20 protein-coding genes are annotated in these 22025 nt (G+C 70.3%); 11 read left to right on the top strand and 9 right to left on the bottom strand.

Annotated features, from left to right (window positions below):
* From ACFVQG_RS27305 to ACFVQG_RS27295, 3 genes are read left to right on the top strand one after another with little or no spacing between them, the layout of a single operon-like run.
* Entirely contained in the window at positions 1-879 is an 879-nt protein-coding gene (locus tag ACFVQG_RS27305) for an ABC transporter permease (RefSeq protein ID WP_383388336.1), read from the top strand.
* The gene (locus ACFVQG_RS27300) at positions 876-1841 is read left to right on the top strand and encodes an ABC transporter ATP-binding protein (RefSeq protein WP_383388334.1); all 966 of its coding nucleotides are present in this window, start codon (positions 876-878) and stop codon (positions 1839-1841) included. Before ACFVQG_RS27305 ends, ACFVQG_RS27300 begins: the two co-directional genes overlap by 4 nt.
* Entirely contained in the window at positions 1834-2502 is a 669-nt protein-coding gene (locus tag ACFVQG_RS27295; protein ID WP_383388333.1) for an ABC transporter ATP-binding protein, read from the top strand. Before ACFVQG_RS27300 ends, ACFVQG_RS27295 begins: the two co-directional genes overlap by 8 nt.
* Before the next feature lie 19 nt (positions 2503-2521).
* On the opposite strand, the gene ACFVQG_RS27290 is transcribed toward ACFVQG_RS27295, so the two are convergent.
* Positions 2522-3058 carry a hypothetical protein gene (locus ACFVQG_RS27290; RefSeq protein WP_383388332.1) on the bottom strand — a complete coding sequence of 179 codons (537 nt, stop codon included), beginning with the start codon at positions 3056-3058 and terminating at the stop codon, positions 2522-2524.
* Positions 3059-3515: 457 nt separating this feature from the next.
* Between ACFVQG_RS27290 and ACFVQG_RS27285 the strand changes: the two genes are divergently transcribed.
* From ACFVQG_RS27285 to ACFVQG_RS27270, 4 genes are all read left to right on the top strand, one after another.
* Positions 3516-4142, top strand: a complete 627-nt coding sequence (locus tag ACFVQG_RS27285; RefSeq protein ID WP_383388330.1) for an NADPH-dependent F420 reductase — start codon at positions 3516-3518, stop codon at positions 4140-4142.
* Positions 4143-4258: 116 nt separating this feature from the next.
* A complete protein-coding gene (locus ACFVQG_RS27280) occupies positions 4259-5002 on the top strand; it encodes an SDR family oxidoreductase (RefSeq protein WP_383388328.1) in 744 nt (247 codons plus the stop codon).
* 43 nt (positions 5003-5045) lie between these two features.
* The gene (locus ACFVQG_RS27275; protein WP_383388326.1) at positions 5046-5948 is read left to right on the top strand and encodes an SDR family NAD(P)-dependent oxidoreductase; all 903 of its coding nucleotides are present in this window, start codon (positions 5046-5048) and stop codon (positions 5946-5948) included.
* A gap of 47 nt (positions 5949-5995) precedes the next feature.
* The gene (locus ACFVQG_RS27270) at positions 5996-6664 is read left to right on the top strand and encodes a TetR/AcrR family transcriptional regulator C-terminal ligand-binding domain-containing protein (RefSeq protein WP_383388324.1); all 669 of its coding nucleotides are present in this window, start codon (positions 5996-5998) and stop codon (positions 6662-6664) included.
* Here ACFVQG_RS27270 and ACFVQG_RS27265 read toward each other — a convergent pair.
* The 4 genes from ACFVQG_RS27265 to ACFVQG_RS27250 all read right to left on the bottom strand — a co-directional run bounded on the left by ACFVQG_RS27265 (position 6649) and on the right by ACFVQG_RS27250 (position 12871).
* The gene (locus ACFVQG_RS27265; RefSeq protein ID WP_383388322.1) at positions 6649-7002 is read right to left on the bottom strand and encodes a hypothetical protein; all 354 of its coding nucleotides are present in this window, start codon (positions 7000-7002) and stop codon (positions 6649-6651) included. The two genes, ACFVQG_RS27270 and ACFVQG_RS27265, sit on opposite strands and share 16 nt — an antisense overlap.
* A 189-nt stretch (positions 7003-7191) precedes the next feature.
* On the bottom strand, positions 7192-8262 hold the full coding sequence (locus tag ACFVQG_RS27260) for a DUF1996 domain-containing protein (protein ID WP_383388321.1): 1071 nt from the start codon (positions 8260-8262) through the stop codon (positions 7192-7194).
* Between the two features lie 34 nt (positions 8263-8296).
* Positions 8297-10465 (bottom strand): discoidin domain-containing protein, encoded by a 2169-nt coding sequence (locus tag ACFVQG_RS27255; protein WP_383388318.1) that lies wholly within the window; start codon positions 10463-10465, stop codon positions 8297-8299.
* Positions 10466-10672: 207 nt separating this feature from the next.
* Entirely contained in the window at positions 10673-12871 is a 2199-nt protein-coding gene (locus tag ACFVQG_RS27250; protein WP_383388316.1) for a discoidin domain-containing protein, read from the bottom strand.
* 194 nt (positions 12872-13065) lie between these two features.
* On the opposite strand from ACFVQG_RS27250, the gene ACFVQG_RS27245 reads away from it, so the two are divergent.
* The 3 genes from ACFVQG_RS27245 (at position 13066) to ACFVQG_RS27235 (ending at position 15162) form a co-directional block, all read left to right on the top strand.
* Positions 13066-14085, top strand: a complete 1020-nt coding sequence (locus ACFVQG_RS27245) for a LacI family DNA-binding transcriptional regulator (protein ID WP_383388314.1) — start codon at positions 13066-13068, stop codon at positions 14083-14085.
* Between the two features lie 88 nt (positions 14086-14173).
* The gene (locus ACFVQG_RS27240; RefSeq protein WP_383388312.1) at positions 14174-14821 is read left to right on the top strand and encodes a dihydrofolate reductase family protein; all 648 of its coding nucleotides are present in this window, start codon (positions 14174-14176) and stop codon (positions 14819-14821) included.
* A 161-nt stretch (positions 14822-14982) separates the two neighbouring features.
* Positions 14983-15162 (top strand): hypothetical protein, encoded by a 180-nt coding sequence (locus tag ACFVQG_RS27235; protein WP_383388310.1) that lies wholly within the window; start codon positions 14983-14985, stop codon positions 15160-15162.
* Between the two features lie 362 nt (positions 15163-15524).
* Here ACFVQG_RS27235 and ACFVQG_RS27230 read toward each other — a convergent pair whose 3' ends face one another.
* Positions 15525-16589 carry a biotin/lipoate A/B protein ligase family protein gene (locus ACFVQG_RS27230; protein ID WP_383388308.1) on the bottom strand — a complete coding sequence of 355 codons (1065 nt, stop codon included), beginning with the start codon at positions 16587-16589 and terminating at the stop codon, positions 15525-15527.
* A gap of 114 nt (positions 16590-16703) precedes the next feature.
* Between ACFVQG_RS27230 and ACFVQG_RS27225 the strand changes: the two genes are divergently transcribed.
* Positions 16704-17087, top strand: coding sequence for a VOC family protein (locus ACFVQG_RS27225; RefSeq protein ID WP_383388307.1), 384 nt, complete (start codon positions 16704-16706; stop codon positions 17085-17087).
* A gap of 15 nt (positions 17088-17102) precedes the next feature.
* Here the strand turns inward: ACFVQG_RS27225 and ACFVQG_RS27220 are convergent, their stop codons facing one another.
* The 3 genes from ACFVQG_RS27220 to ACFVQG_RS27210 form a co-directional block, all read right to left on the bottom strand.
* The gene (locus ACFVQG_RS27220) at positions 17103-17519 is read right to left on the bottom strand and encodes an SRPBCC family protein (protein ID WP_383388305.1); all 417 of its coding nucleotides are present in this window, start codon (positions 17517-17519) and stop codon (positions 17103-17105) included.
* Positions 17520-17641: 122 nt separating this feature from the next.
* Complete coding sequence (locus ACFVQG_RS27215; protein WP_383388303.1) at positions 17642-20662, bottom strand: family 16 glycoside hydrolase; 3021 nt, start codon at positions 20660-20662, stop codon at positions 17642-17644.
* Between the two features lie 286 nt (positions 20663-20948).
* Entirely contained in the window at positions 20949-22007 is a 1059-nt protein-coding gene (locus ACFVQG_RS27210; protein WP_383388301.1) for a LacI family DNA-binding transcriptional regulator, read from the bottom strand.
* Positions 22008-22025: the final 18 nt, after the last annotated feature.

Here is a 22025-nt window from a genome sequence, read left to right as displayed (position 1 = left end):
ATGGCTGAGGCCACCGCCGAGACGAAGTGGCGGTCGTACGGCGCCGACCGCCCCGCCACCCGCGCCCTGAGGGTGCGCACCTCCGTCACGCTTGTCGCGCTGACCGTCCTCGCGGTGCTGCTCGTACCGCCGCTCGCCCCGCTCGACCAGCAGGCCGTCGACCTGGCCGCCAAGCTCCGACCCCCGTCCTGGCAGCACCCGTTCGGCACCGACGACGTGGGCCGCGACCTGCTCCTGCGCTGTCTCTACGGGCTGCGGGTGTCCCTGCTGGTCGGCGTGGCGGCGGCCGTGACGGCGACCGTGGTCGGCACCGCGGTCGGCGCCACCGCCGGGGCGCTGGGCGGCTGGGTCGACCGGGCCGTCATGCGGCTGGTCGACGCGTTCTCGTCCGTGCCGCACCTGCTGCTCGGCATCTTCATCGTGGCCATGTTCCGGCCGGGCGTATGGCCGGTGATGGTGTCGGTGGCGCTCACCCACTGGCTGTCGACGGCCCGTATCGTGCGCGCCGAGGTGCTGTCCCTGCGCTCCCGCCCGTACCTCGACGCCGCCGTCTCCGGTGGCGCGTCCCGGTGGCGGGTGGCGGTACGGCATCTGCTGCCCGCCGTGTTCCCTCAGGCCGCGCTGGCCGCCGTACTGATGGTGCCGCACGCCATGTGGCACGAGTCGGCCCTGTCGTTCCTCGGGCTCGGGCTGCCCACCCACATGGCGAGCCTCGGCAACCTCATCCAGAGCGCCCGTGGCTCCCTGCTCGCCGGACAGTGGTGGCCGACCCTCTTCCCGGGCCTGTTCATCATCGTCCCGACCCTCGCCATCGCCGGGCTCGCCGGGGCCTGGCGGGAACGGATCAACCCCCGCCGCCGATCGGAGCTGATGCTGTGACCGAGCGATCGACCGTGCTCGCGGTGCGCGGGCTGTCCGTGCGCTTCCTCCTGTCCGGCGGACGCCGTATCGCCGCCGTCACCGACGCGCACTTCGACGTCCACGCCGGTGAATGCCTCGCCCTGATCGGGGAGAGCGGCTGCGGCAAGTCCGTCCTCGCCTCCGCCCTCCTCGGCCTGCTGCCCGCCAACGCGCGCAGTACCGGGGAGGCCCACCTCGACGGCCTCGACCTGCTGGCGGCCGACGAGCGCACCCTCGCCCGGACGGTACGGGGACGCCGTATCGGCCTCATCCCGCAGAGCCCGGCCGCGCACCTCACCCCCGTCCGCACGATCCGCTCCCAACTCGAGGAGACGATCGCCGAACTCACCGGCACCCGGGGCCGGGCCGCCCTGCGCACCGCCGCCGAGAAGGCCGCCGCGCGCGCCGCGTTCCCCGCCGACCACCTGGACCGGCACCCGCACGAACTCTCCGGCGGCCTTGCCCAGCGCGCCGCCACCGCCCTCGCCCTCGTCGGCGACGCGCCCCTGCTGCTCGCCGACGAACCGACCACCGGACTCGACCGCCACCTGGTGGACCGCACGGTCGACGAACTACGACGGCACGTCGACGCCGCCGACCGCTCCCTGCTGATGATCACCCACGACCTGACCGCCGCCGAACGCATCGCCGACCGGGTCGCCGTCATGTACGCGGGCCGCATCGTCGAACTCACCGACGCCGCCGCCTTCTTCGGCACCCCGGGCCCCCGGCACCCCTACAGCCGCGGCCTGCTCCAGGCCTTGCCCGACCGCGCCTTCACCCCCATCCCCGGCATGCCGCCCGAACTCGGCGACCTTCCCGACGGCTGCGCCTTCGCCGCCCGCTGCGCACGGGCCACCGATGCCTGCGCGGCCCGCCCGCCACTGACCGGGACGGTCGCCTGCCACCACCCGCACGTACCGGAGGACATCCGTGCTTGAACTGCGCGCCATCACCGCCGGATACGACCGTGAGGCCCCCGTGGTGCGGGACGTCTCCCTGACCGTCGCCCCCGGGGAGGCCGTCGGCCTGCTCGGCCCCAGCGGCTGCGGCAAGTCCACCCTCGCGCGCGTCACGGCACTGCTGCACCGCCCCGACGCCGGAACCCTGCTCCTGGACGGCGATCCCGTACGCCGGTGGCGGCACCGCGCCCCACGCGAGCAGCGCACCGCCTTCGGTGTGGTCTTCCAGCAGCCCCGACTCGCGGCCGACCCGCGCCTGAGCCTGGCCGACCTGATCGCCGAGCCCTTGCGCGCGACCGGCCGCCGCGAGGACGCACCGGACCGGGTGGCCGACCTCGCCGCCACCGTCGGTCTCACCCCGGACCTGCTGAACAGACGTCCCCACGAGGTCAGCGACGGCCAACTCCAACGCGCCTGCCTCGCCCGCGCGCTCGTGCTGCGTCCCCGCTGGCTGGTCTGCGACGAGATGACGGCGATGCTCGACGCCTCGACCAGCGCGGCACTGGTCGCGGCCGTCGAGCACTACCGTGCCACCACGGGCGCCGGGCTGCTGGCCGTGGGTCACGACCGCACGCTGCTGCACCGCTGGTGCGACCGCACCCTGGAGGTGACCGCCGCGGGGACGATCGCCGCGGTGTGAACCCGTCGCCGCGAACGCCTCACCAGTTCATGTACCGCACCGCACCGAGGCCGCAGAAGGTGCAGCCGGACCGCAGGAAGTCCTCGGTACGGCGGAACTCCTCGTCGGCCAGGTGCCAGCGCAGCCACGCGGTGATGATGTGCTGGCCGTTGCGGGCGGCGTAGATGTGGTCGGTTCCGTTGAGGATGGTGAACCACACCGGTACATCGGTGCTGGTGTAGTCGCGCTCCATGTTGGCGGTGGCGAAGTCCTCGTCGCCGCCCACGTAGAGGGCGGGGTTGCGGAGGCTGTCCGGACCGTTGCCGTCGAAGGAGCCACCGGCCACATGGACGGTGGTCTCCAGGCGCGGCCCGTCGGCCACGTCGAACGTCCCGATCGAACCGCGGGAGTGACCGCCGAAGGCCACCTCGGCGGTGTCGAGGTCCTGGTCCAGCGGGCTGCTCGGACTGGCGTTCTGGTCCTCCAGCCAGTCGAGGGCGTCGACCATGTCGTCACCGCTGCTGGAGGAGACCTCGCTGTAGACGACGAACCCGTGCGAGGCCCACTGGCGCGGCATGTCCTCGTAGTCGGCGGGGTCGGAGCCCGCGCGGCCGTACTGCGAGACGACATGTCGAGGGTCCCTTCTGCCTGTCTGCCTGTCTGGATTGGACGGGCGCCAGGTCAAGACCGGGCGGATGGTGTCGACGGTCACCGCGTACGGCCCCGGCTTGTCGGGTCGTTGTTATCGGATCCGTCGATGACGTCGGCGGCCGTCAACCTGGGCGGACACAGCGCTCGTGGAGGCGTCGGACGGCGGCGAGCCGACCGGGTCGCTGCCGCCGGTGGACGACGTCACCAAGGGACGGGGGGACCCGTCAAATCACCGGTGGTGTGTCTCTGCTCCCCGGCGAGCGACTCGGATCACACGGCACCTGACCCGTCATCCCTGACCTCAGGACTACGCCTTTGGTACCGGTCCCACCTGGACCCCCGGCCCGATCCGCCGACCCCTGACGGCGGTTTAGCGTCGCACCATGCGTATAGGACTACTTGGCACCGGCAACGTCGCCCGGGCGCTGGCCCACGGATGGCGTGCCGCAGGACATGACGTGCTCCTCGGCTCACGTCACCCCGAGGAGCGGACAGACCTGGGTCTCCCCGTGGCGGGCCTGAACGAGACGGCCGCCCACGCGGAGGTACTGGTCAACGCCACCCCGGGAACCGTCTCCGTGGACGTGCTCCGGTCCATCGGTGCACCGGCGCTCGCGGGCACCCTGCTGATCGACGTCGGCGTGGGCCTCTCCGACGACTTCACCGAACTCTCCCACCCCAACAGCAGCCTGGCCGAACAGATCCAGGAGGCCTTCCCCCTGACCCCCGTGGTGAAGACGCTGTGCACCATGGACTCCACCGTCATGGTCGCCCCCGACGACCTGCACGGTCCGAGCACCGTCTTCCTCTCCGGCGACGACGCCGAGGCCAAGCGCACCACCGGCCGCCTCCTCACCGACCTCGGCTGGCCCTCGTCCGCCCAGCTGGACATCGGCGGCATCACCACCGCACGAGGCCAGGAACACTTCGCCCTGCTTTTCATGGGCATCGCGAACGGACTCGGATCCCACACCTTCAACATCAACGTGGTCACCCGCCCCTCCGCCTGACCAACCACTCGGTCCCTCCACCGCGCCGGGCAGAAATCCGCCCAGCTATATGGACGGTGCGTTCATATTCTGATTATATGGATTCACCGTCCACATAATGCGGAGGAGAGAGATCCATGACCACCACGACCACCACTTCTCGTGTCGCCCTCGTCACCGGCGGTTCCGGCGGCATCGGCAAGGCCGTAGTCGAGCGGCTCGCCGCCGACGGCTTCGCGGTCGCGGTGCACTACTCCGGCAACAAGGCGAAGGCCGAGGCGCTCGTCGAAGAGATCACCGGAACCGGCGGGCAGGCCGTCACCGTCGGCGGTGACGTGGCCGACGAGCACGCGATGGCCGCCGCCTTCGACGCCGTGGAGACGGCGTTCGGCGGCATCGACGTGGTCATCAACACCGCCGGGATCATGGTGCTCGCCCCGATCGCCACGCTGGACCTGGACGACCTGGACCGGATGCACCGCACGAACATCCGCGGCACCTTCGTCGTCTCCCAGCAGGCCGCCCGCCGCGTCCGCCCCGGTGGCGCGATCGTCAACGTGTCCACGTCCGTGACCCGCACCCAGCTGCCCACCTACGGGGCGTACGTCGCCAGCAAGGCCGCCGTGGAGGGCATCACGCTGATCCTCGCCCGCGAACTGCGCGGCAAGGACATCACCGTCAACACCGTCGCGCCCGGCCCGATCGCCACCCCGCTCTTCCTTGAGGGCAAGGACGAGACCACGATCGCCGACTTCGCGAAGGCCACCCCGCTGGAGCGGCTGGGCGACCCGCGGGACGTCGCCGAGTCGGTCGCCTTCCTCGCCGGTCCCGCCCGCTGGGTCAACGGCCAGGTCCTCTACACCAACGGCGGTCTCGCCTGACCCCCGCGAGCACACGCCCGTAGCAGAGCCGAAGGGAAACCCCATGTCATCCGTCGTTCTCATCACCGGCGCCGCCACAGGCATCGGCAACCTCACCGCCCGCTCACTCGCCGCCGCGGGCCACACCGTCTACGCCAGCATGCGCGATGTGCGGGGCCGCAACGCCGCCCACGCCGAGGAACTCCTGGCACTCGGCCGCCGCGAGGGGCAGGACCTCCGCGTCGTGGAACTCGACGTGCGGTCCGAGGCATCAGCGGAAGCGGCCGTCGCGACCGTCCTCGACGAGGCCGGACGCCTCGACACGGTCGTCCACAACGCCGGACACCTCTACGTCGGCTACGTCGAGGCCTTCACCCCCAAGGACGTCCAGCGCCTCCTGGACGTCAACGCCGTCGGCATCCAGCGCGTCAACCGGGCGGCCCTGCCGCACATGCGCTCGCGCCGCTCCGGCACCCTCCTCTACGTGGGCAGCACCACCTCGGTGGTCGTGCCGCCCTTCCTGGGGCCCTACGTGGCGTCGAAGTTCGCCGCGGACGCGCTGGCCCAGGTCACGGCGTACGAGGTGGGGCAGTTCGGCATCGAGACCACCATCGTGATGCCGGGCCCGTTCACCCAGGGCACCGAGCACTTCCCCAACGCCAGCCGCGCCGGTGACGGTGAGCGCACCCGCGCCTATGCCGCGCTGGACCCGATGGCGGCCCGCAACGAGGAGGCCACGGAGGGGCTGTTCCCGCCCGGTGTGGACGCCCACCCGCGTGCCGTGGCCGAGGAGATCGTCCGGGTGCTGGACCTGCCCGTCGGCACCCGGCCCTTCCGGACCGTCGTCGACTTCAGCCAAGCCGGTGTGGAGGAGGCCAACGAGGTCATGCGCCGCGCCCAGGAGGAGTTCCTCACCCGGCTCGGCTTCGGTGAGCTGCTCCACGTCAAAGGGGCGGAGGCGGCCTGACGAACGGCGATGACCGGCCCCCGCACCGTACTTCCTAGACTGAGCCGATGCAGGACGAGCGAAAAGGGGACATCGTGACGGAGCAGGCCGAGGGGGCCGAGGAGCGCCCGGCCCGCAGGCGTGGCCGTCGCCCGGCCGACGAGGTGCGCGCGGATGTCTTCCGTGTGGTCGGGGAGGTGCTGATGACGGAGGGCATCGCCGACCTGACCTTCGAAAGGGTCGCCCGGCTGTCCGGTGTCAGCAAGACGACGCTGTACAAGTGGTGGCCCTCCAAGGGGGCCCTCGCCCTCGACGGTTACTTCCACGCCGTCGAGGAGACCCTCGCCTTCGAGGACACCGGCGACCTCCGCGCCGACCTTCTGAGTCAACTGCGCGCCTTCGTGAGGGTCATGACCCGGACCCCGGCCGGGCGGGTGGTGACCGAACTGATCGGGCAGTCCCAGACCGACGAGGACCTGGCCACGGCCTTCCGCTCGCTGTACTCCTCCGAGCGCCGACGGCTGGCCGGTGAGCGGCTGCTGCGGGCCAAGGAGCAGGGCCAGCTCCGGGACGACGTGGATGTCCGGGTCCTCGTGGACCAGTTGTGGGGCGCTGTCTACCACCGGATGCTGATCCCGGACGAGCCGGTGACCGATGACTTCGTGACCGCCCTGGTCTCCAACCTCGTCGAAGGCATCACCCCGCGTCCGGAGCCGCCCGCTCAGCGAAACTCGTGAACCACCTGGATCTCACCCACGATATGAGCGTTGAACTCGTCCAGCTCCTCGGCGGGCACCCACAACTCCAGGATCGTCCGCCCACCCGCCTGCCGGACCGGATACCTGCTCAGGAAGGCGGTCTCGACTTCGAACCGGGTGACGAAACCGGCACCGTCATGCTTGACGTTCCAGTCCCGCGCGATCCTGACGGCGTAGTCCTCGTTGAGCACCGGATAGAAGATCGGCTGCTCGGGAAGGCGCGGCGGCCAGGCACGCCAGTCCAGCTCACGCACCAACTCCAGCTCCTTGGGGCCGGTGGGACGCCACAGGGTCGTCGTCGCTCGCTGGCTGGTCACAGTCTTCACTCTCCGGACGAGGCAACCGCCGATGCGGCGGGCCGGGAGCCCGACGGTACCGACACTTCGATGACAGCGGCCATCGAGTTTCGCCAGGCCCCCTCTCACCCGGTCGCACATCAGATGTTGTCGCTGACGCTTCCCGCCGAAGCCGCTCCCGAACTGCTCGACGCCGGGAGCGGCCGACTATCACGGCAGGCGGTAGTTCTCGTCGAGCACCGCGCCCCGCTCGGGACGGTTCTGGTCGTAGCCGCGCGGGTCGCACTGGAGGCCGCCCACCACACAGTGGTTGACCATGGCGGCGAGGGTGCGCTCCTCCCAGGCGTTGAAGAAGTCGTAGTGGAAGGAGTAGCCGCGGCCACTGGCCAGCCGGACCTGCGACATGTCTCCGTCGACCGGGAAGGCCATCTTGAACTCGACCATCGGCAGGGCGACCGGATGGGAGGTGGGACAGATGTCGTTGTTGGTGCCGGGCTTCACGACCGGGTAGGCCATGTGGCTCTGGTGGTCCGGGGTGTCGAGATACCTGCCGTCCCAGCAACTGGGCGCCTGCATGCGGATGTTGAGCTGGGTACCGGCCGGGCAGGTCGTCTGCGGGAAGTCGACGTTCTTGAAGCTGTCGCCGCACTCCCAGCCCTCCACCCACCCGGGGTGGTCACGGAACTGCTCCGCGCTCTGCGTCGGACTGCCGACCACGAAGCGCAGCCCCTTGGGGAACGGGCGCACGCTGGTGTAGTCGGTCACCCCCGCCTTGTAGTAGATGACCTGCGGTCCGACCGGGAGGATCTTCCGGTCCCCCTTGAACAGCGAGGGCATCCAGTAGGCGGAGCCGTCGGCGGGCGCCTTGCAGGTGGTCGTGCCGCCGTAGAGGGAGTCGGTGGTGCTGTGTGCGTTCGTCGAGGTGTTGCCCATGAAGGTGTGGTCGTGGGACTTGCCCGGCTGGGCGGGGTAGACGATGGGGTCGTCCGGGGCGGTGTGCGTGACCGCGCAGTTGGCCTGGAACTCGTGGAAGTAGGCGGGCGGTGGCTCCTTCTCGGACGGTGTCACCCCGGTGACGGGTGGGTTCGCGGGGATGTAGCCGTCCCCGTCGGGGTCGTCGGCCGACACCTGGGTGGACGCGGCCATCATGTGCCCGCTGTGGGCGGTGGAGGCCGACGGGGCTGCCGCGTTGGCGGTGAGGCCCAGGGCCAGGGTGCTGGCCACGAGGGCGCAGCCGAGGAGTAAGGCCGGGAGCCGTTTCGGACGTGGACGTGATCTCATGCTTGATCCCTTGGTTGATCCCGTTTTGCTGAGGTCAGCTGTAGACACCGAACTCGTAGAGCGAGTAGCCCCAGCCCGTGCCGCGCGCGGTGAGGTGCAGGCGTACGTGGCGAGCGGTCGCCGAGACGCTGATCGTGTCGATGTCACCGTTGCCGGTCGTGGTCGCGTGGATCGTGCGCCAGGTGTTGCCGTCATCGGACACCTGCACCTCGTAGGACTTGGCGTAGGCGGGTTCCCACACCAGTTGCAGGGTGCGGACGGCCGTGGGGGCGCCGAGGTCGACGCTGATCCACTGGGGGTCGCTCCAGTCGCTCGCCCAGCGGGTGCCGGTGTTGCCGTCCGTCGCGCGGGTGGGCGGGCAGGGGCAGTCGCCGTAGGAGGACTGGAAGGAGGAGGCGGTGGTCGGCTTGTTCAGCGCCACGTTGGTGCCGCTGACGGGTGGGGGCACGACCTTGACGGACTTGGTCTCGATGCCCGCGTTGCCGCGGCCGTCCCGGGCCTGGAGGTACACCTTCCAGACACCGAGCTTCTCCGGCGCGGTGACCGCGAAGGTGCCGTTGCCGGTGGAGCGCCACTGCGCCTCGACCAGACGCTTGTCACCGTTGGCGTAGTTGCCGCTGAGGAAGACCTTGTAGGTGAGCGGGTCGTTGTCGGGGTCGCGGACATCGGCCCGGACGGTGAACTCGCCCCCGGCCGGGGCCGACGCGGGGGAGGAGACCGTCATGTTGCTGACCACCGGCGGGGTGTTGTCACCGGCCGTCGAGCCGCCGTAGGCACGCTTCACCGCGTAGTAGGAGTGCCGCTTGAGCCCGTCGGGCAGCAGGTTGAACCAGATGCCGCCGAAGTCGTGCTCGATCCCGTAGTGGAAGAGGGTCGCGCCGAGCGCCACCCCCCGATGCCCGGTGACGCAGTCCCACGCCTTGGTGTAGCCGTCGGCCTTCTGCACGTCGGTCGGCTCGTCGGGCACACCGTTGGCGTCGTCCGGCACCTCCCACTCACCCGCCGGTCCGGCCTCGGTGATGAGGTACGGCTTGGAGTAGCCGCCCTGCTCCCAGGCCTGCCGGACACCGCAGATGTCGCCGTAGGAGTTCATCGCGTACAGGTCGAGGTCGGGGGCGTTGCGCTTGTAGTAGGGCCAGGCACCCGTCCACGCGTCGGTCGAGGTGACGGGGTGGTCCGGGTCGACGGAGTGGATCCTCTTCGCCACGTCGTTGACGAAGGTGGTGTAGGCGTCACGCTGGGTCTCCAACTCGGCGCCGCTGTAGCAGTTCCGCAGACCGAGGACCGACTCGTTGCCGACGTTCCACATGAGGGTCGCCGGGTGCGTCCTGTAGGCCTCGACCCACCTCGTGAACTCGGTGAGCATGTTGTCCTTGTACGTGGTGTCGGTGACGTAGTTGACACAGCCACCGGAGCCGGGGCCGCCGCCGGGCTGCAGCCAGAAACCGTTGATGACCTTCACGCCGTTGGCCGCGGCCGTGTCCAGGAGCGGCTTGGTCGACGCGTCCGTGCCCCAGGTGCGGATCGTGTTGACCCCCATGGACTTCACGTCCGGCAGGTACGTCGCCGCGTCGGCGACCGCCGGGCCCCAGGTCAGGCCCTTGACGGTGTACGGCTGCCCGCCGACGGTGAGCTGCCAGTCGCCCTGCGTCCCGGTGACGCGCACCGCGCCCTCGGCGACCGGGGGAACGCCCTCGCCGTACACCTGGAACTCCCAGAGGGAGTAGCCGTAGCCGGTGGCGCGGGCGAGGCCGTTCATCCGTACGTAGCGGCCGGAGCCGGAGACCGGGACGTCGTCCACGCCGCCGTCGCCGCCGGTGACGGTCCTCAGCGTGCGCCAGTCGGTGCCGTTGTCGGAGGCCTGGATCTCGTAGTCCTTGCCGTACGCGGCCTCCCAGGTCAGCACCACGCGACTGAGGTCACGGCGCTCGCCGAGGTCCACCTGGATCCACTCGGCGTCGCGCCACTGACTGGCCCAGCGGGTGCCGCCGAGGTTCCCGTCGAAGGCGGCTGCCGCGGAGAAGGCGTCGCCTTCCTGGGAGGAGGCGGCGGCCCGCTTGCCCTGCGACAGCAGTGACTCGGCGGCGTCGGCGGCGGGCGCGGTGGCGAGGGTGAGACAGGAGGCGAGGAGCGCTCCGAGCGAGAGCGTGGCCGCCGCTTGACGGGTGCGATGAGGTCGTGGGGGAGAGGGGGAGTGGAACATCGCGGCTCCTGGGGAGGAAGGGGAGCGACAGACGGGAAGGGGAGCGACAGGCGGAAAGGGGAGCGACAGACGGAAAGGGGAGCGACAGACGGGAGTGACGTGGACATGCCAAGCGTGAACGAACGTGGGGCGCTGCACCGGTCGGCCCCCGGGCCGGGGACACGTGCTTCCCGGCCCGGGGAGCCTTGCGTGATCGGCCGTCAGGTCCTACGGGTACGACACCACCGTGGACGGCACCGTCGAGGTACCGCCCGGGACGGTGGACGCGCCGGTGTCGTTGATGACGTGGGCGTAGTGGCCCTGGCCGCCGAGCGAGACGGTGAGCAGGGTGTGGAACCGCACTCCCGGCTTGATCGGGGACCGGAAGCCGTGGTCCTGGATGATGGTCGGGTCCACGTTGTAGTTGCAGTAGGAGCCGAGCCCCCATGCCTCATGGGTGTCGACCGAGTCGTCCACCCGGTAGGCGGCGTAGCCCCGGGTGGAGCCGTTCTGGATCGCGGCCTGGTTGGGGGCGTCGTACGCCTTCTCGTTCTGGTAGAAGATCGTCCGGCCGCGCTCGCCGTACCACTCGACGTCGTACTTGTTGAAGTGCTCGACGAAGAGTCCGGTGGCCAGCACGTCGTCGCCGTTGACGCGGACGCCGTAGTCGGCGCGGTTGGTCTCCCAGCCGACGCCCTCGCCGTGGTCCGCGCGCCAGACCCAGGTGTGGTCGATGACCACGTCATCGCTGTTGACGACCATGCTGGTGGTCGCCTTGCCCGCGCCCGCGCCGCCGATACGGATGTACACGTCCTGCACGGTCGTCGGGTTCGCGGCGTGGTCGGCCGAGGCACCCTGCGGGCCGATCTCCAGCAGCGTCTGGGAGTTGGTGGGACCGGCGTCGATGAGGAGACCGGCGAGGCGGACGCCGTCGACGTCGGCGACCCGCATCGCGGTCACGCCGTTGACCGGGATGATCGTCGCCAGGCCGAGGCCCAGGACGATGGTGCCCGCGCGGTTGATCTCGATGGTGCGGTCCACCTGGTAGACGCCGGGGGTGAACAGCAGGTGCAGGCCCTGGGCGACGGCCGCGTTGATGGTGGCCGCCGAGGTGCCGGGCTTGACGACGTAGAACTGGCTCAGCGGGATCGACTGGCCCTGCGGGGTGCCGCTCTCCCAGGTCGTGCCGCGCGCGTTGGTGCGCTTGGCGGGGGCGAAGACCTTGTACTCGTCGCCGTCCAGGTAGAGGAACGGCTTCTCGCGGGAGATCGGGGTGGTGTCGAGGCTGGTGTAGCGCGGCTCGGGGAAGCTGGTGGCGGGGGCGCCCACGGTGCCGGAGAAGACCTGGTTCCACACGGAGTTGGACCAGCCGCCGATGGAGCTGTCCCGCGTGTACCACTGCTGCTGCGAGTAGTTGCCCACCTGGCCGTCGATCTTGCTGTCGGCGATGTAGCCGCCGCTGGCCCAGCCGTAACCGTTCGGGGCGAGGTTGAGCCCGCCCTTGACGTGCATACGGCGGAAGGAGGCGGCCTGCGACACGGCCCACCGGTTGGTGCCGCTGACCGGGTTCAGTGCCAGGTTCTCCGCGGAGCGCCAGAAGTTCTGCGTGGCGTTGCCGTTGAACCAGCCCGCGTCGACGGTCACGTCACCGTTGATGGTGGTGTCGTCGGGGCGCAGGCCCAGACCGGAGACGGAGGTGTAGAAGCCTATCTGCGCGTTGAGCCCGTTGTAGGTGCCGGGCTTGAAGAGGAAGGCGTGCCGCCCGCTGCCGAACTGCGCCGACTCCTGCTGCCGGAACACCTCGTCCAGCTTGGCCTGGATGCCCGGCGTGGACGGGCTGAAGACATGGACGTTCGGGCCGAGGTCGCCGCCGCCGGGGAGGGTGGGGCCGCCGTCGCCGGTGTCGCCGAAGACCTTGAACTCCCAGAGGGAGTAGCCCCATCCGGTGGCCCGGGTGACGCCCTGCATGCGCACGTAGCGGGCGGTCCCGGTGACGTTCAGGGTCTCGGTGCCGCCTGTGCTGGTCGTCGTCGAGTAGGCCGTGGACCAGTCGGTGCCGTTGGCGGACAGCTCGATGCGGTACGCCTTCGCGTAGGCGGTCTCCCAGTGCAGCACCACCTGGCTGAGCTGGGCCGGGGTGCCGAGGTCGACCTGCAGCCACTGGGCGTCGGAGGCCGCGCTCGACCAGCGGGTGCCGAGGTTGCCGTCGACGGCGTCGGCCGCCGGGGTGCCGTAGTGCTCCTGGCTGGAGGCGGTGACCGGCTTGCCCTCGGAGAGCAGCACCGGAGCCGCCTGGGCGGCGGGGGCGGGGACCAGTGCGAGCAGGGAGCCGAGGAGGGCCGCGGTGAGGGCCCCGGCGATGCTCCTACGGGCCGACGCGGGACGTCGTCTTCGTGGGGGCAGGGACAGGCGGATGCCAACGGGCATGGAGAGGTCTCCTTAACGAACCGGTAACGGGAGAGCGCTCTCCAAACCTTGCCCGTCATCTAAAGGAGGGGTCAAGGAACTTGACGCCTTTTCTTTTGGCTTTACTTAAGATCCATGGGGGTTGCTGGTGCGCTGGGCACGAGCACCACGCCACCGCCCGGGCCCCGTGGCCCTGAGACGTTAGGGTTCGGGGTATGAGCGAGAGGGCCCCGACCTTGGAGGATGTCGCGCGGGAGGCGGGGGTGTCCCGGGCGACGGTGTCGCGGGTCGTCAACGGGGTCCGCAACGTGGCCCCCGACATCCAGGAGGTCGTCCGCCGCGCGATCGAGCGGACGGGCTACCGGCCCAACCGGGCAGCGCGGTTCCTGGTCACCCATCGCACCGAGACGGTCGCCCTCGTCATCTCCGGCACGGGGGACGCCTTCGCCGCACGCGTCTTCGCCGATCCGTTCTTCGGCCGGGTCGTCAACGGCGTCGTGAGCTGTCTGCGGGCCCGCGCCATGCACCCGGTCATCCTGGTCGCGGAGTCCGAGAGCGCCCGGAGACAGGTCGTCGACTATCTCAGCCAGGGGACGGCGGACGGCGCCCTGGTGGTGACGATGCAGGCGGCGGATCCCCTGGCCGCGATGCTGACCGCGACCAAGATCCCCACCGTGGTCTTCGGCCGTCCGGAACCGGGACTCGACGTCAGCTACGTCGATCTCCGCCAGGCCGACGGGGCGCGGCTGGCGGCCGGGCATCTGCTGGCCCGCGGATGCCGCCGGATCGCCACGGTCTGCGGCCCCCGGGCGCTCCCCGCGGCCCGTGAACGACTCGAAGGGTTCCGTACGGCGCTGGCCGCCGCCGGGGTCGGTGAAGTGCCGGTCGCCGAGGGCACGTTCACCGTGGACAGCGGGGCCGCGGCCATGAGTCGGCTGCTCGCCGAACACCCCGACATCGACGGAGTCTTCGCCGCGAACGACATGATGGCCCACGGCGCCTGCCAGTTGCTGCGCGAGCGCGGGAAGCGGGTCCCCCAGGACGTCGCCGTGGTGGGATTCGACGATTCCAGCGTGGCGGTGGCCTACCGCCCCTTCCTGACCACGGTCCGGCAGCCCGTGGAGCAGATGGCCGGAGAGATGGCCGGTCTGCTGGCCGAACACATCCAGGGCACGCGCACCGAACCCACCGCGGTGTTCTTCGCACCCGAACTCGTCGTGCGCGACTCGGCCTGACCGGGTGTGGGCCCGCCGCACATCTGTCAGCGTGTGCGGAGGCCGACAGCACGGGCGGTCGGCAGCGGAAGGGAAGGAATCGTCAGCCATGTCACGCGTTCGTGTCCACAACTTCTCCCTCTCCCTCGACGGCTTCGGCACCGGTGAGGGACTGAGCCATGACGCACCGTTCGGCCACGCCGGTGAGCGGCTGCACGAGTGGATGTTCACCACCCGGTGGTGGCACGAGACGACCGGCGAGCCCGGCGGAACCGGCGGCCTCGACGACGCCTTCGCACGGCGGCACGGCCCCGGTGTCGGCGCCGAGATCATGGGCGCCGGGAAGTTCGGCTACCCCGGATGGCACGAGGACCCCGAGTGGAAGGGCTGGTGGGGACCCAACCCGCCCTTCCACACCCCGACCTTCGTCCTCACCCATCACCCGCGCCCGTCGATCGAGATGGAGGGTGGCACGACGTTCCACTTCCTCGACACATCGCCCGCCAAGGCGCTGGAGGCGGCCCGCGAGGCGGCGGGCGACCAGGACGTGCGCGTGGGCGGCGGGGCGACCGTGGTCCGCGACTTCCTCGCGGCCGGACTCGTCGACCACCTGCACGTCGTCGTGGTCCCGATCCTGCTCGGCCGCGGCGCACGCCTCTGGGACGGGCTGGAGGACGTACAGAAGGACTACCAGGTCGAGGCCGTGGCGTCACCCACCGGGGTCACGCATGTGACGTTCACCCGTGCGGGGCTCTGACACGCCCGAAGCGTTCGTCGCGCCGATATCGCGCCCCTGCTCCTGGACCTCGCCGAGCAGGGCCACCCGGCCGCGCGGGACACGGCGTTGGGGCTGATCGACGAGGCCCTGTCGTCGTATCCCCATGACGGGTACACCTGGCGGAACGTTTCCCGGACGGCGTGTACGCGGCGGAACTGCATGTCGCCGGTGAGATCGCCGTGCTGGACGAGGTCGCGGTCAAGTATTCGCCCACGGACGGCTCCCTCGAGGCGTGCCTCCGGGTGATCGGAGGATGCCCGGACGGACTGCCGCCGGGCGGCGTGCTGTTTCCGGCGGAATGCGGGGAGCGCGTGCACTGAACGGGCTTCGGTCGGTTGGCCGGGCCTTCGGGCGGGTGACTGTCCCGATCGCTGGGCATGATCGACGAAGCGCACACACCGTCAAAACCCGTCCGTAGGTGAGGAATTACGTGTGTTACGGTCCTGCCATGGCCGAGGTTGTCCCCGCCGCCGAACGCCTTTCGTGACACCGCCGGAAAGGAATGTCATGACGTGTGGAATTTTAGCGATTCCCGACAAGGACGACTCCCGCTGGACGCGGCGGGACGGTGTGTCCGTGCCTCACGGCGGAGGCGCGTCACCGAGGGGGTGACCGGGCACACCACCACGGCCCAAGCCGTGCGCAGCAGCCGCCCCGCGATGTGCGACCGCTCGGCGGCCCGTCACGGCACCCGCGCCGTCCACTCCGGCGACGTGAACTTCGTCCGGGCCAGCTCCTCCGCGCGGGCCAGCTCCTGGTCCGTCACCTTGCCGTCGGAGAGCCCGTAGCGCAGGCGGAACGAGTCGATCATCCGCTCGATGACCGCTTCGCGCGCCAGGCCGGTCTGGCGACGCAGCGGATCCACCCGCTTCTTCGCGCTCTTGGTGCCCTTGTCGGACAGCTTCTCGCGCCCGATGCGCAGCACCTCGAGCATCTTGTCGGCGTCGATGTCGTAGGCCATGGTCACGTGGTGCAGCACGGCACCCGGACCGCCGCCCGGTCCGACGATCCGCTTCTGCGCGGCACCGGCGATCTTGCCCTGGTCGGTGGCGATGTCGTTCAGGGGCTGGTACCAGGCCCTGATCCCCATCTCGCCGAGGGCGCCGATCACCCAGTCGTCGAGGTAGGCGTAGCTGTCCTGGAAGGACAGCCCCTGCACCAGCGCCTCCGGCACCGACAGGGAGTAGGTGATCGTGTTGCCGGGCTCCACGAACATCGCCCCGCCGCCGGAGATGCGGCGTACGACCTCGATGCCGTGCCGGTCCGCGCCCTCGGGGTCGACCTCGTTGCGCAGCGACTGGAAGCTGCCGATGATCACGGCGGGGGCGCCCCACTCCCACACCCTGAGCGTCGGCGGGCGGCGTCCCACGGCGACCTCGGCCGTGAGCACCTCGTCCAGCGCCATGTGCAGCGCCGGGGGCTGAGGGCCCTCGTGGATCAACTGCCAGTCGTAGTCGGTCCAGTCCGCGGCGTGGGCGAGCGCGCGACGCACCGCGATGGCCACGCCTTCCGAGGTCAGCCCGTACATCACGGTCCCCTCGGGGAGCGCGGCGTCGATCCGGGCCGCGAGACCGGCCGCGTCGGTGTCGGCGGGGGCGCCGTCGAGGGCACCGCCCATGGCGGCCAGCGCCTCATCCGGTTCGAGGAAGAAATCACCCGCCACGCGCGCGTGCCGCAGCACACCGTCCGCCACGTCCACCTCCACGACGACGAGCTTGCCGCCCGGAACCTTGTACTCACCGTGCACGGCTCTGCCTTTCTCCTGTGTCCCGCCGGGAAACAACGCGGGAGGCGGGCGTCTTCCCGGGCCGCTCGCGCACGGTGACCGCAGAGCGCCCCTCGTCTGCCTACACTGCCGGGCATGGCATGCCGCATCAGTGAACTGGTCCTCGAATGCGCCGACCCCGAGCGGCTCGCCGCGTTCTGGAGCGAGGTTCTCGGCTACGTCGAACTCGACCGGGACGACGACGGAAGCATCGAGATCGGACCGCCCGACGTCGGCTTCGGCGGCCCGCAGCCCACCCTCGTCCTCAGCCCCAGCAGCGACCCACGCACCGGGAAGCTGCCCCTGCACATCGACGTCAACGCCACCGACCGCGACCAGGACGCCGAACTGAAGCGGCTCCTCGCGCTCGGCGCCAGGCCCGCCGACGTCGGCCAGACCGGCAGCGAGAGCTGGCACGTCCTGGCTGACCCGGAGGGCAATGAGTTCTGCCTCCTGCGCCGTCGTCTCCAGCCCCTCTGATCCCCACACGGGGTGTCAGCCGGACTTGGATTCCATCACCTCCTTGAGCCGGGCCAGGTCGGCGGCGACCATACCCGCGTCACGCTCGAGGTCCGCGTCGCTCATCTCCGGACGGCGGCGGAGGGTGAACACCACCTCGCTCCCGGTGCCGCTGGCGATCACACGGACCGGGTTGTAGACGGTCTCCCCAGAGGGGAGTGTGACGTGGTGGTCGAGCACTCCCAGCTCATTGGGCGGCGTGAAGCTCACCGTGACCCGGCCCAGGGCAGTGGACTCCGCGACCCACTGACCCCCGGTCTGCTCGATGGATTCGCCCAGGCCATGGGCCCACGCGGGCAGGTTGGCCGGGTTCGAGGCATAGGCGTAGACATCGCTGACAGTGCGGTCGATGTGGACGCTGAGGTGGCGTGATTCCTTGTCGGTGCCGTTCATGGCGGCAACGCTAGCGGCCCGCCGTCGCCGTCCTCTTGAACGAAACAGACACCGCGCGCGCAGGAGACGGCCCGCCGGAGGGACCGTCTCATGCGCGCACCGGGTCGCCGCCCTGCCGTCGGTCAGCTCAGTGGCTCGACCCACACGTTGCGGTAGCGGACCTTGTTGCCGTGGTCCTGGAGCTTGATCGGTCCGGTGGACAGGCCCTCGGCGATGCCGCCGCCGGTCGGCCCGTTGAGGGCCACGTCGTCGTGGACCGTCCGGCCGTTCCACACCACCGTGACCCGCGCCTTCTCGGTCATCTCACCGTTGCTGTCGTAGCGCGCCGCCCGGAAGACGATGTCGTAGGACTGCCAGGTCTCCGGCGCCGTCGACGCGTTGGTGTCGGCCGCCTTCTGGGTGTAGATGGCGGCGGCCTCGTTGTTGGCGAGGGTGGGCACCCCGTAGGAGTCGAGGATCTGGATCTCGTAGCGGTTCTGGAGGTAGACGCCGCTGTTGCCGCGGTCCTGGCCGGTGACGTCGTCGGGGAGCTTGGGGACCCGGAACTCGACGTGCAGCCGGTGGTCGCCGAAGTTCTGCTTGGTGCGGATGTCCCCGCAGCACACCTCGATGGAGCCCTCGTCGGTGCGGGGCCATTCGACCGCGCGGCCGTCGGTGTGCTGCCACTGCGACAGGCTGCCGCCGTCGAACAGGTTGATCCGTTCGCCCGGCCGGTTGATGTGGATCATGTCGAGGTTCACATGGCCGTCGTCGCCGTCGTCGTGCCGGTAGGCGATGGTGTTGACGCCCTTGCGCAGGGTCAGCCGCTCGGTCCGCGTCGCCCAGGTGTCCCAGTTGCCGGTGGGCGGCAGCACCGTCTGGCGGACCTTGTCCCCGTTGACGTAGAGGCTGATCTTCTTGTCACCGTGGAAGGGGTTCGGGCCGTTGGAGTAGCGCAGTCCGACGTCGTACGTGCCCTGCTTGGCGACCTCGACACGGAAGGTGGTGGTGGCGCCCTGGGTGCCGTAGCGGTCGACGAAGCCGCCGCCGGAGTAGCCCGGGTGGTCCTTGTTGACGCCCGCGCCGCCGCTGAGCTTGGCCTCTTCCGCCTCGTAGGCGGTGACGGGGGTCTGTCGGCCGGGGATCGCGTTGAGGGTGTACCAGGCCTCGGTGCTCCACAGCGCCTCGCCGTTCTCCGCGGCGAAGGGGCGCGGGGAGCGGATGTGCACCACGCGGTCGGTCTTCAGGCCGGGGATTTCCAGGCGGACCTGCTTGCGGTCGTCCGAGAGGACGGCGCGGGACACCGTCAGCGGCTCCTCGTCGATCTTCGGGCCGCCGTACTCGGGGGTGGGGGAGTAGCGCCACTGGCGGACCTGGTAGCTCTGGGCGAGCTTGTCGGCCGTCTCCTGGGAGAGGGGCTGGGTGTACTTCAGGACGAAGCCCTTGCTGGTGGCGCGCATCGAGTGGATGTCGAAGGCGTTGGTGCCGTTCGGGGTGAGCTTCTGGAGGCCGAAGCGGAGCTTGCCCTCCTGGCCCCAGTTCCCGTCGGCGCCCAGGCCACCGGCGTAGATCGCGCCGTCGGGGCCGACGCTGATGCGGTTGACGCCCGCCTCCAGGCCCTGGGTGTGGCGGAAGACCGCGCCCTGGTACTCGCCGTGGACCTTCTCCAGGTTGGCGCGCTGGAGTCCGCCGTAGGTGACGTCACCGAAGATCATCTGGCCCGCGAAGGGGCCCTTCTTCAGCATCAGCGGGGTGCTGGGCGAGTTGGCGATCTCGTTCTGCGGCAGCCACAGCACCGGCTTGGTGACCGGACGGTCGTCGAAGGGGCCGGACCGCGAGCCGTCGCCGTAGCGGGTGTAGTGGTTGAAGAAGCGGTCCTGCTTGATGTGGAGCAGCTTCGAGGAGGGCAGCCAGCCGCCCTGGTTGTCGGTGACGAAGATGTCCTTGTCCGGGCCCCAGCCGATGCCGTTGGGCGTGCGCAGGCCTCCGGCGACGTAGGAGACCTTGCCGGTCTTCCTGTCGACCTTGATGGTCGTGCCGCGACCGCCCTCGGCGGGCTGCGGGTCGGTCGTGGCGCCGCCGTAGTTGATGGAGACCGACAGGTTGAGGTAGAAGCTGCCCTTGTCGTAGAGCAGGCCGAAGGCGAACTCGTGGAAGTTGCCGCCGTAGGGCCAGGAGGCGATCTTCTTCTTCTCGTCGGCGACCTCGTCGCCGTCGTGGTCGTTCAACTCGGTGAGCTGGTGCTTCTCCGAGACGTACAGCTTGCCGTCGACGTACTTGATGCCCATGGGCTCCCTGAGCCCCGAGGCGACCTTCTTGACCGTGACCTTCTGCGGCCCGGTGTCCCCGATAACGTTGTCCAGGAGGTAGACCTCGCCCTCCGCGGTCTCGCTCTCGCCCCAGGTGGACACGGCCAGCCTGCCGTCCGGCAGCCAGTCCATCGCGGACACCTTGGGCTCGAAACCGGCGGGGCGCAGGTCGGTGAGGGTGTAGTTCGGGTGGACGTCGGCGAGCGGCAGCCCGTCGCCGGGGCTGTCCTGGCCGCCGACGCACTCCTTGCGGCCGGGCGCGGTGACCCGGACGACCCCGGCGTCCGTGCTCAGCGCCGAGTTGGGGACGAGGGTGAAGTCCGTGGCGCCGGGCGGCTTCCACTGGAGGGTGAGCTGCTGGCCGCCGCCCGCCTCGAAGTGCTCGATGCGCAGCGGGTGCAGACCCGCCGTCAGATCGACGGATCCGTCCTTCGGCTCGGCGCCGTGCAGACCGTCGTGGTCGATGACCTCCCGCTCACCGATGGTCAGACGGGAGCCGTCGTCGCTGATCAGACGGAAGGCGTACGTGCCGTCCTGCGGGATGTTCAGGTTCCCGAGGGCGTGGGTGACGAAGTTGCTGCCCAGGCCGAAGTCCGCGTCCGTCGTCCAGTCGACGGTCGGCATCAGCTTGTCGATGTTGGGCGTCTGACCGGCCTTCAGCTCGCAGATCTTCTTCAGGGGTACCTGCACGTCGAAGACGCGCAGTGTCACCCCGGGTTCCTGGGGCGGGATGTCCGCGGCGGTGGCCCGGGTGGCGGACTGGGCGGCGGCGGGGGTCCAGCTTCCGACGACGATCGCGGCGAGTGCCAAGCCCGCGGCATGTCTGCGGCGTCGGCGGTACGGCCGTTGACTCACTTCTCCTCCTGGCGCTGAGGGGGCGGACGGGAGCAGACGCCGCGTCAGGAGTTCGCGCAGCCGCGGAACGTGGCCTGAGGGGGAGGGGAACGGGCGTCTGTGGTCCGCTGGTTGCGGGTGCGCTGTGCCTAGGGGTGGGAGGTCTGGGGTGGTATGTACCGGGTGCGGTGTGCGGCTGCGAGCAAGACGGTAGGGACTTTCCCCTCCCCCGTCCATGCTTTGTCCTCAAAAAGTCGAAAGAGGGAGCGACGGTTGAGCTGCGCGTGGAGGGTAGACCGGGGTCCGATCAGGCCGAGTCGGTGCCGAGCCCTTCGGTGCTCTCGCGCAGAACGAGGCGGTGGGCCACCACGAGATCCTGGGTCGACTGCACGCCGTTGGGCGCCGCGTCCGTCGACGCCGACCCCGTGGCCTCGTCCATCCGTCGTTGCAGCAGTTCGACGGCGACCCGCGCCACCGCGGCCTTGTCGGGGGCCACGGTGCTCAGGGTGGGGACGCTGAACCGTCCGGCCTCCACGTCGTCGAAGCCGATGACGGCGATGTCCTCGGGCACCCGCACCCGGCGCTCGTACAGCGCGCGCAGCGCGCCCAGCGCCAACTGGTCGTTGAGGCACAGCAGCGCGTCCGGCCGGGCGCCGTCCGACAGCGCTCGCGCCACGGCCGCGGCGCCGTCCGGCATCCGGAAGGAGGCGACGGGGAGGAGGGCCGCCGGATCGTGGGCGATGCCCGCTTCCGTCAGGGCGGCGCGGTAGCCGCGGGTGCGGGCCTGTGCCGTTCCCAGGCCCCCGCCGTCGTGTCCGCCGACGACCAGGATGGTGCGCCGTCCGAGGCCGATCAGGTGCTCGGTCGCCTCCCGCGCGGCCTTCTCGTTGTCGATGGCGACGTGGTCGGCGCCCTCCTCCAGCAACTCCCCGAGCAGCACGGTCGGCGGGGCGCCCGCACGGTCGCGCAGGTCGTCGCGGGTGAGGGCGAGCGGGCTGAGGATGACCCCGTCGACGAAGCTGGAGCCGAACCCGGCCAGGGCCGCCAGCTCGTGATCGCGGTCGGCTCCGGTCTGGTGGATCAGTACCGTCAGGGAGCGCCGCTCCGCCTCCCGGATGACGTGCCGGGCCAGTTCGGCGAAGTACGGGACGTCCAGTTCGGGGACGACGAGGGCGATGATGCCGGTGCGTCCCTGGCGCAGGTGCCGACCGGCCAGGTTGACCTTGTAGCCGAGTTCCTCGATGGCCTCGCGGACGGCGCGCCTGGTCCGGTCGGAGACATGGGTGTAGTCGTTGATGACGTTGGACACCGTCTTCTCCGACACCCCTGCGAGCCGCGCGACGTCCTTGATCCTGGGTCGTGCCACCGGAACCTCCCTGCCCTG

The organism is Streptomyces sp. NPDC057877 (assembly GCF_042796855.1).
GTDB lineage: Bacteria > Actinomycetota > Actinomycetes > Streptomycetales > Streptomycetaceae > Streptomyces.
This window is presented reverse-complemented; position numbering and strand designations above follow the sequence as displayed.

Bases quoted from the DNA above. Each gene is read 5' to 3' on its own strand.
- ACFVQG_RS27280 (WP_383388328.1), top strand. From the start codon at position 4,259: ATGACCACCACGACCACCACTTCTCGTGTCGCCCTCGTCACCGGCGGT.
- ACFVQG_RS27250 (WP_383388316.1), bottom strand. From the start codon at position 12,871: ATGCCCGTTGGCATCCGCCTGTCCCTGCCCCCACGAAGACGACGTCCC.
- ACFVQG_RS27285 (WP_383388330.1), top strand. From the start codon at position 3,516: ATGCGTATAGGACTACTTGGCACCGGCAACGTCGCCCGGGCGCTGGCC.
- ACFVQG_RS27260 (WP_383388321.1), bottom strand. From the start codon at position 8,262: ATGAGATCACGTCCACGTCCGAAACGGCTCCCGGCCTTACTCCTCGGC.
- ACFVQG_RS27270 (WP_383388324.1), top strand. From the start codon at position 5,996: ATGCAGGACGAGCGAAAAGGGGACATCGTGACGGAGCAGGCCGAGGGG.
- ACFVQG_RS27255 (WP_383388318.1), bottom strand. From the start codon at position 10,465: ATGTTCCACTCCCCCTCTCCCCCACGACCTCATCGCACCCGTCAAGCG.
- ACFVQG_RS27275 (WP_383388326.1), top strand. From the start codon at position 5,046: ATGTCATCCGTCGTTCTCATCACCGGCGCCGCCACAGGCATCGGCAAC.
- ACFVQG_RS27240 (WP_383388312.1), top strand. From the start codon at position 14,174: ATGTCACGCGTTCGTGTCCACAACTTCTCCCTCTCCCTCGACGGCTTC.
- ACFVQG_RS27225 (WP_383388307.1), top strand. From the start codon at position 16,704: ATGGCATGCCGCATCAGTGAACTGGTCCTCGAATGCGCCGACCCCGAG.
- ACFVQG_RS27305 (WP_383388336.1), top strand. From the start codon at position 1: ATGGCTGAGGCCACCGCCGAGACGAAGTGGCGGTCGTACGGCGCCGAC.
- ACFVQG_RS27245 (WP_383388314.1), top strand. From the start codon at position 13,066: ATGAGCGAGAGGGCCCCGACCTTGGAGGATGTCGCGCGGGAGGCGGGG.
- ACFVQG_RS27290 (WP_383388332.1), bottom strand. From the start codon at position 3,058: ATGCCGCGCCAGTGGGCCTCGCACGGGTTCGTCGTCTACAGCGAGGTC.
- ACFVQG_RS27220 (WP_383388305.1), bottom strand. From the start codon at position 17,519: ATGAACGGCACCGACAAGGAATCACGCCACCTCAGCGTCCACATCGAC.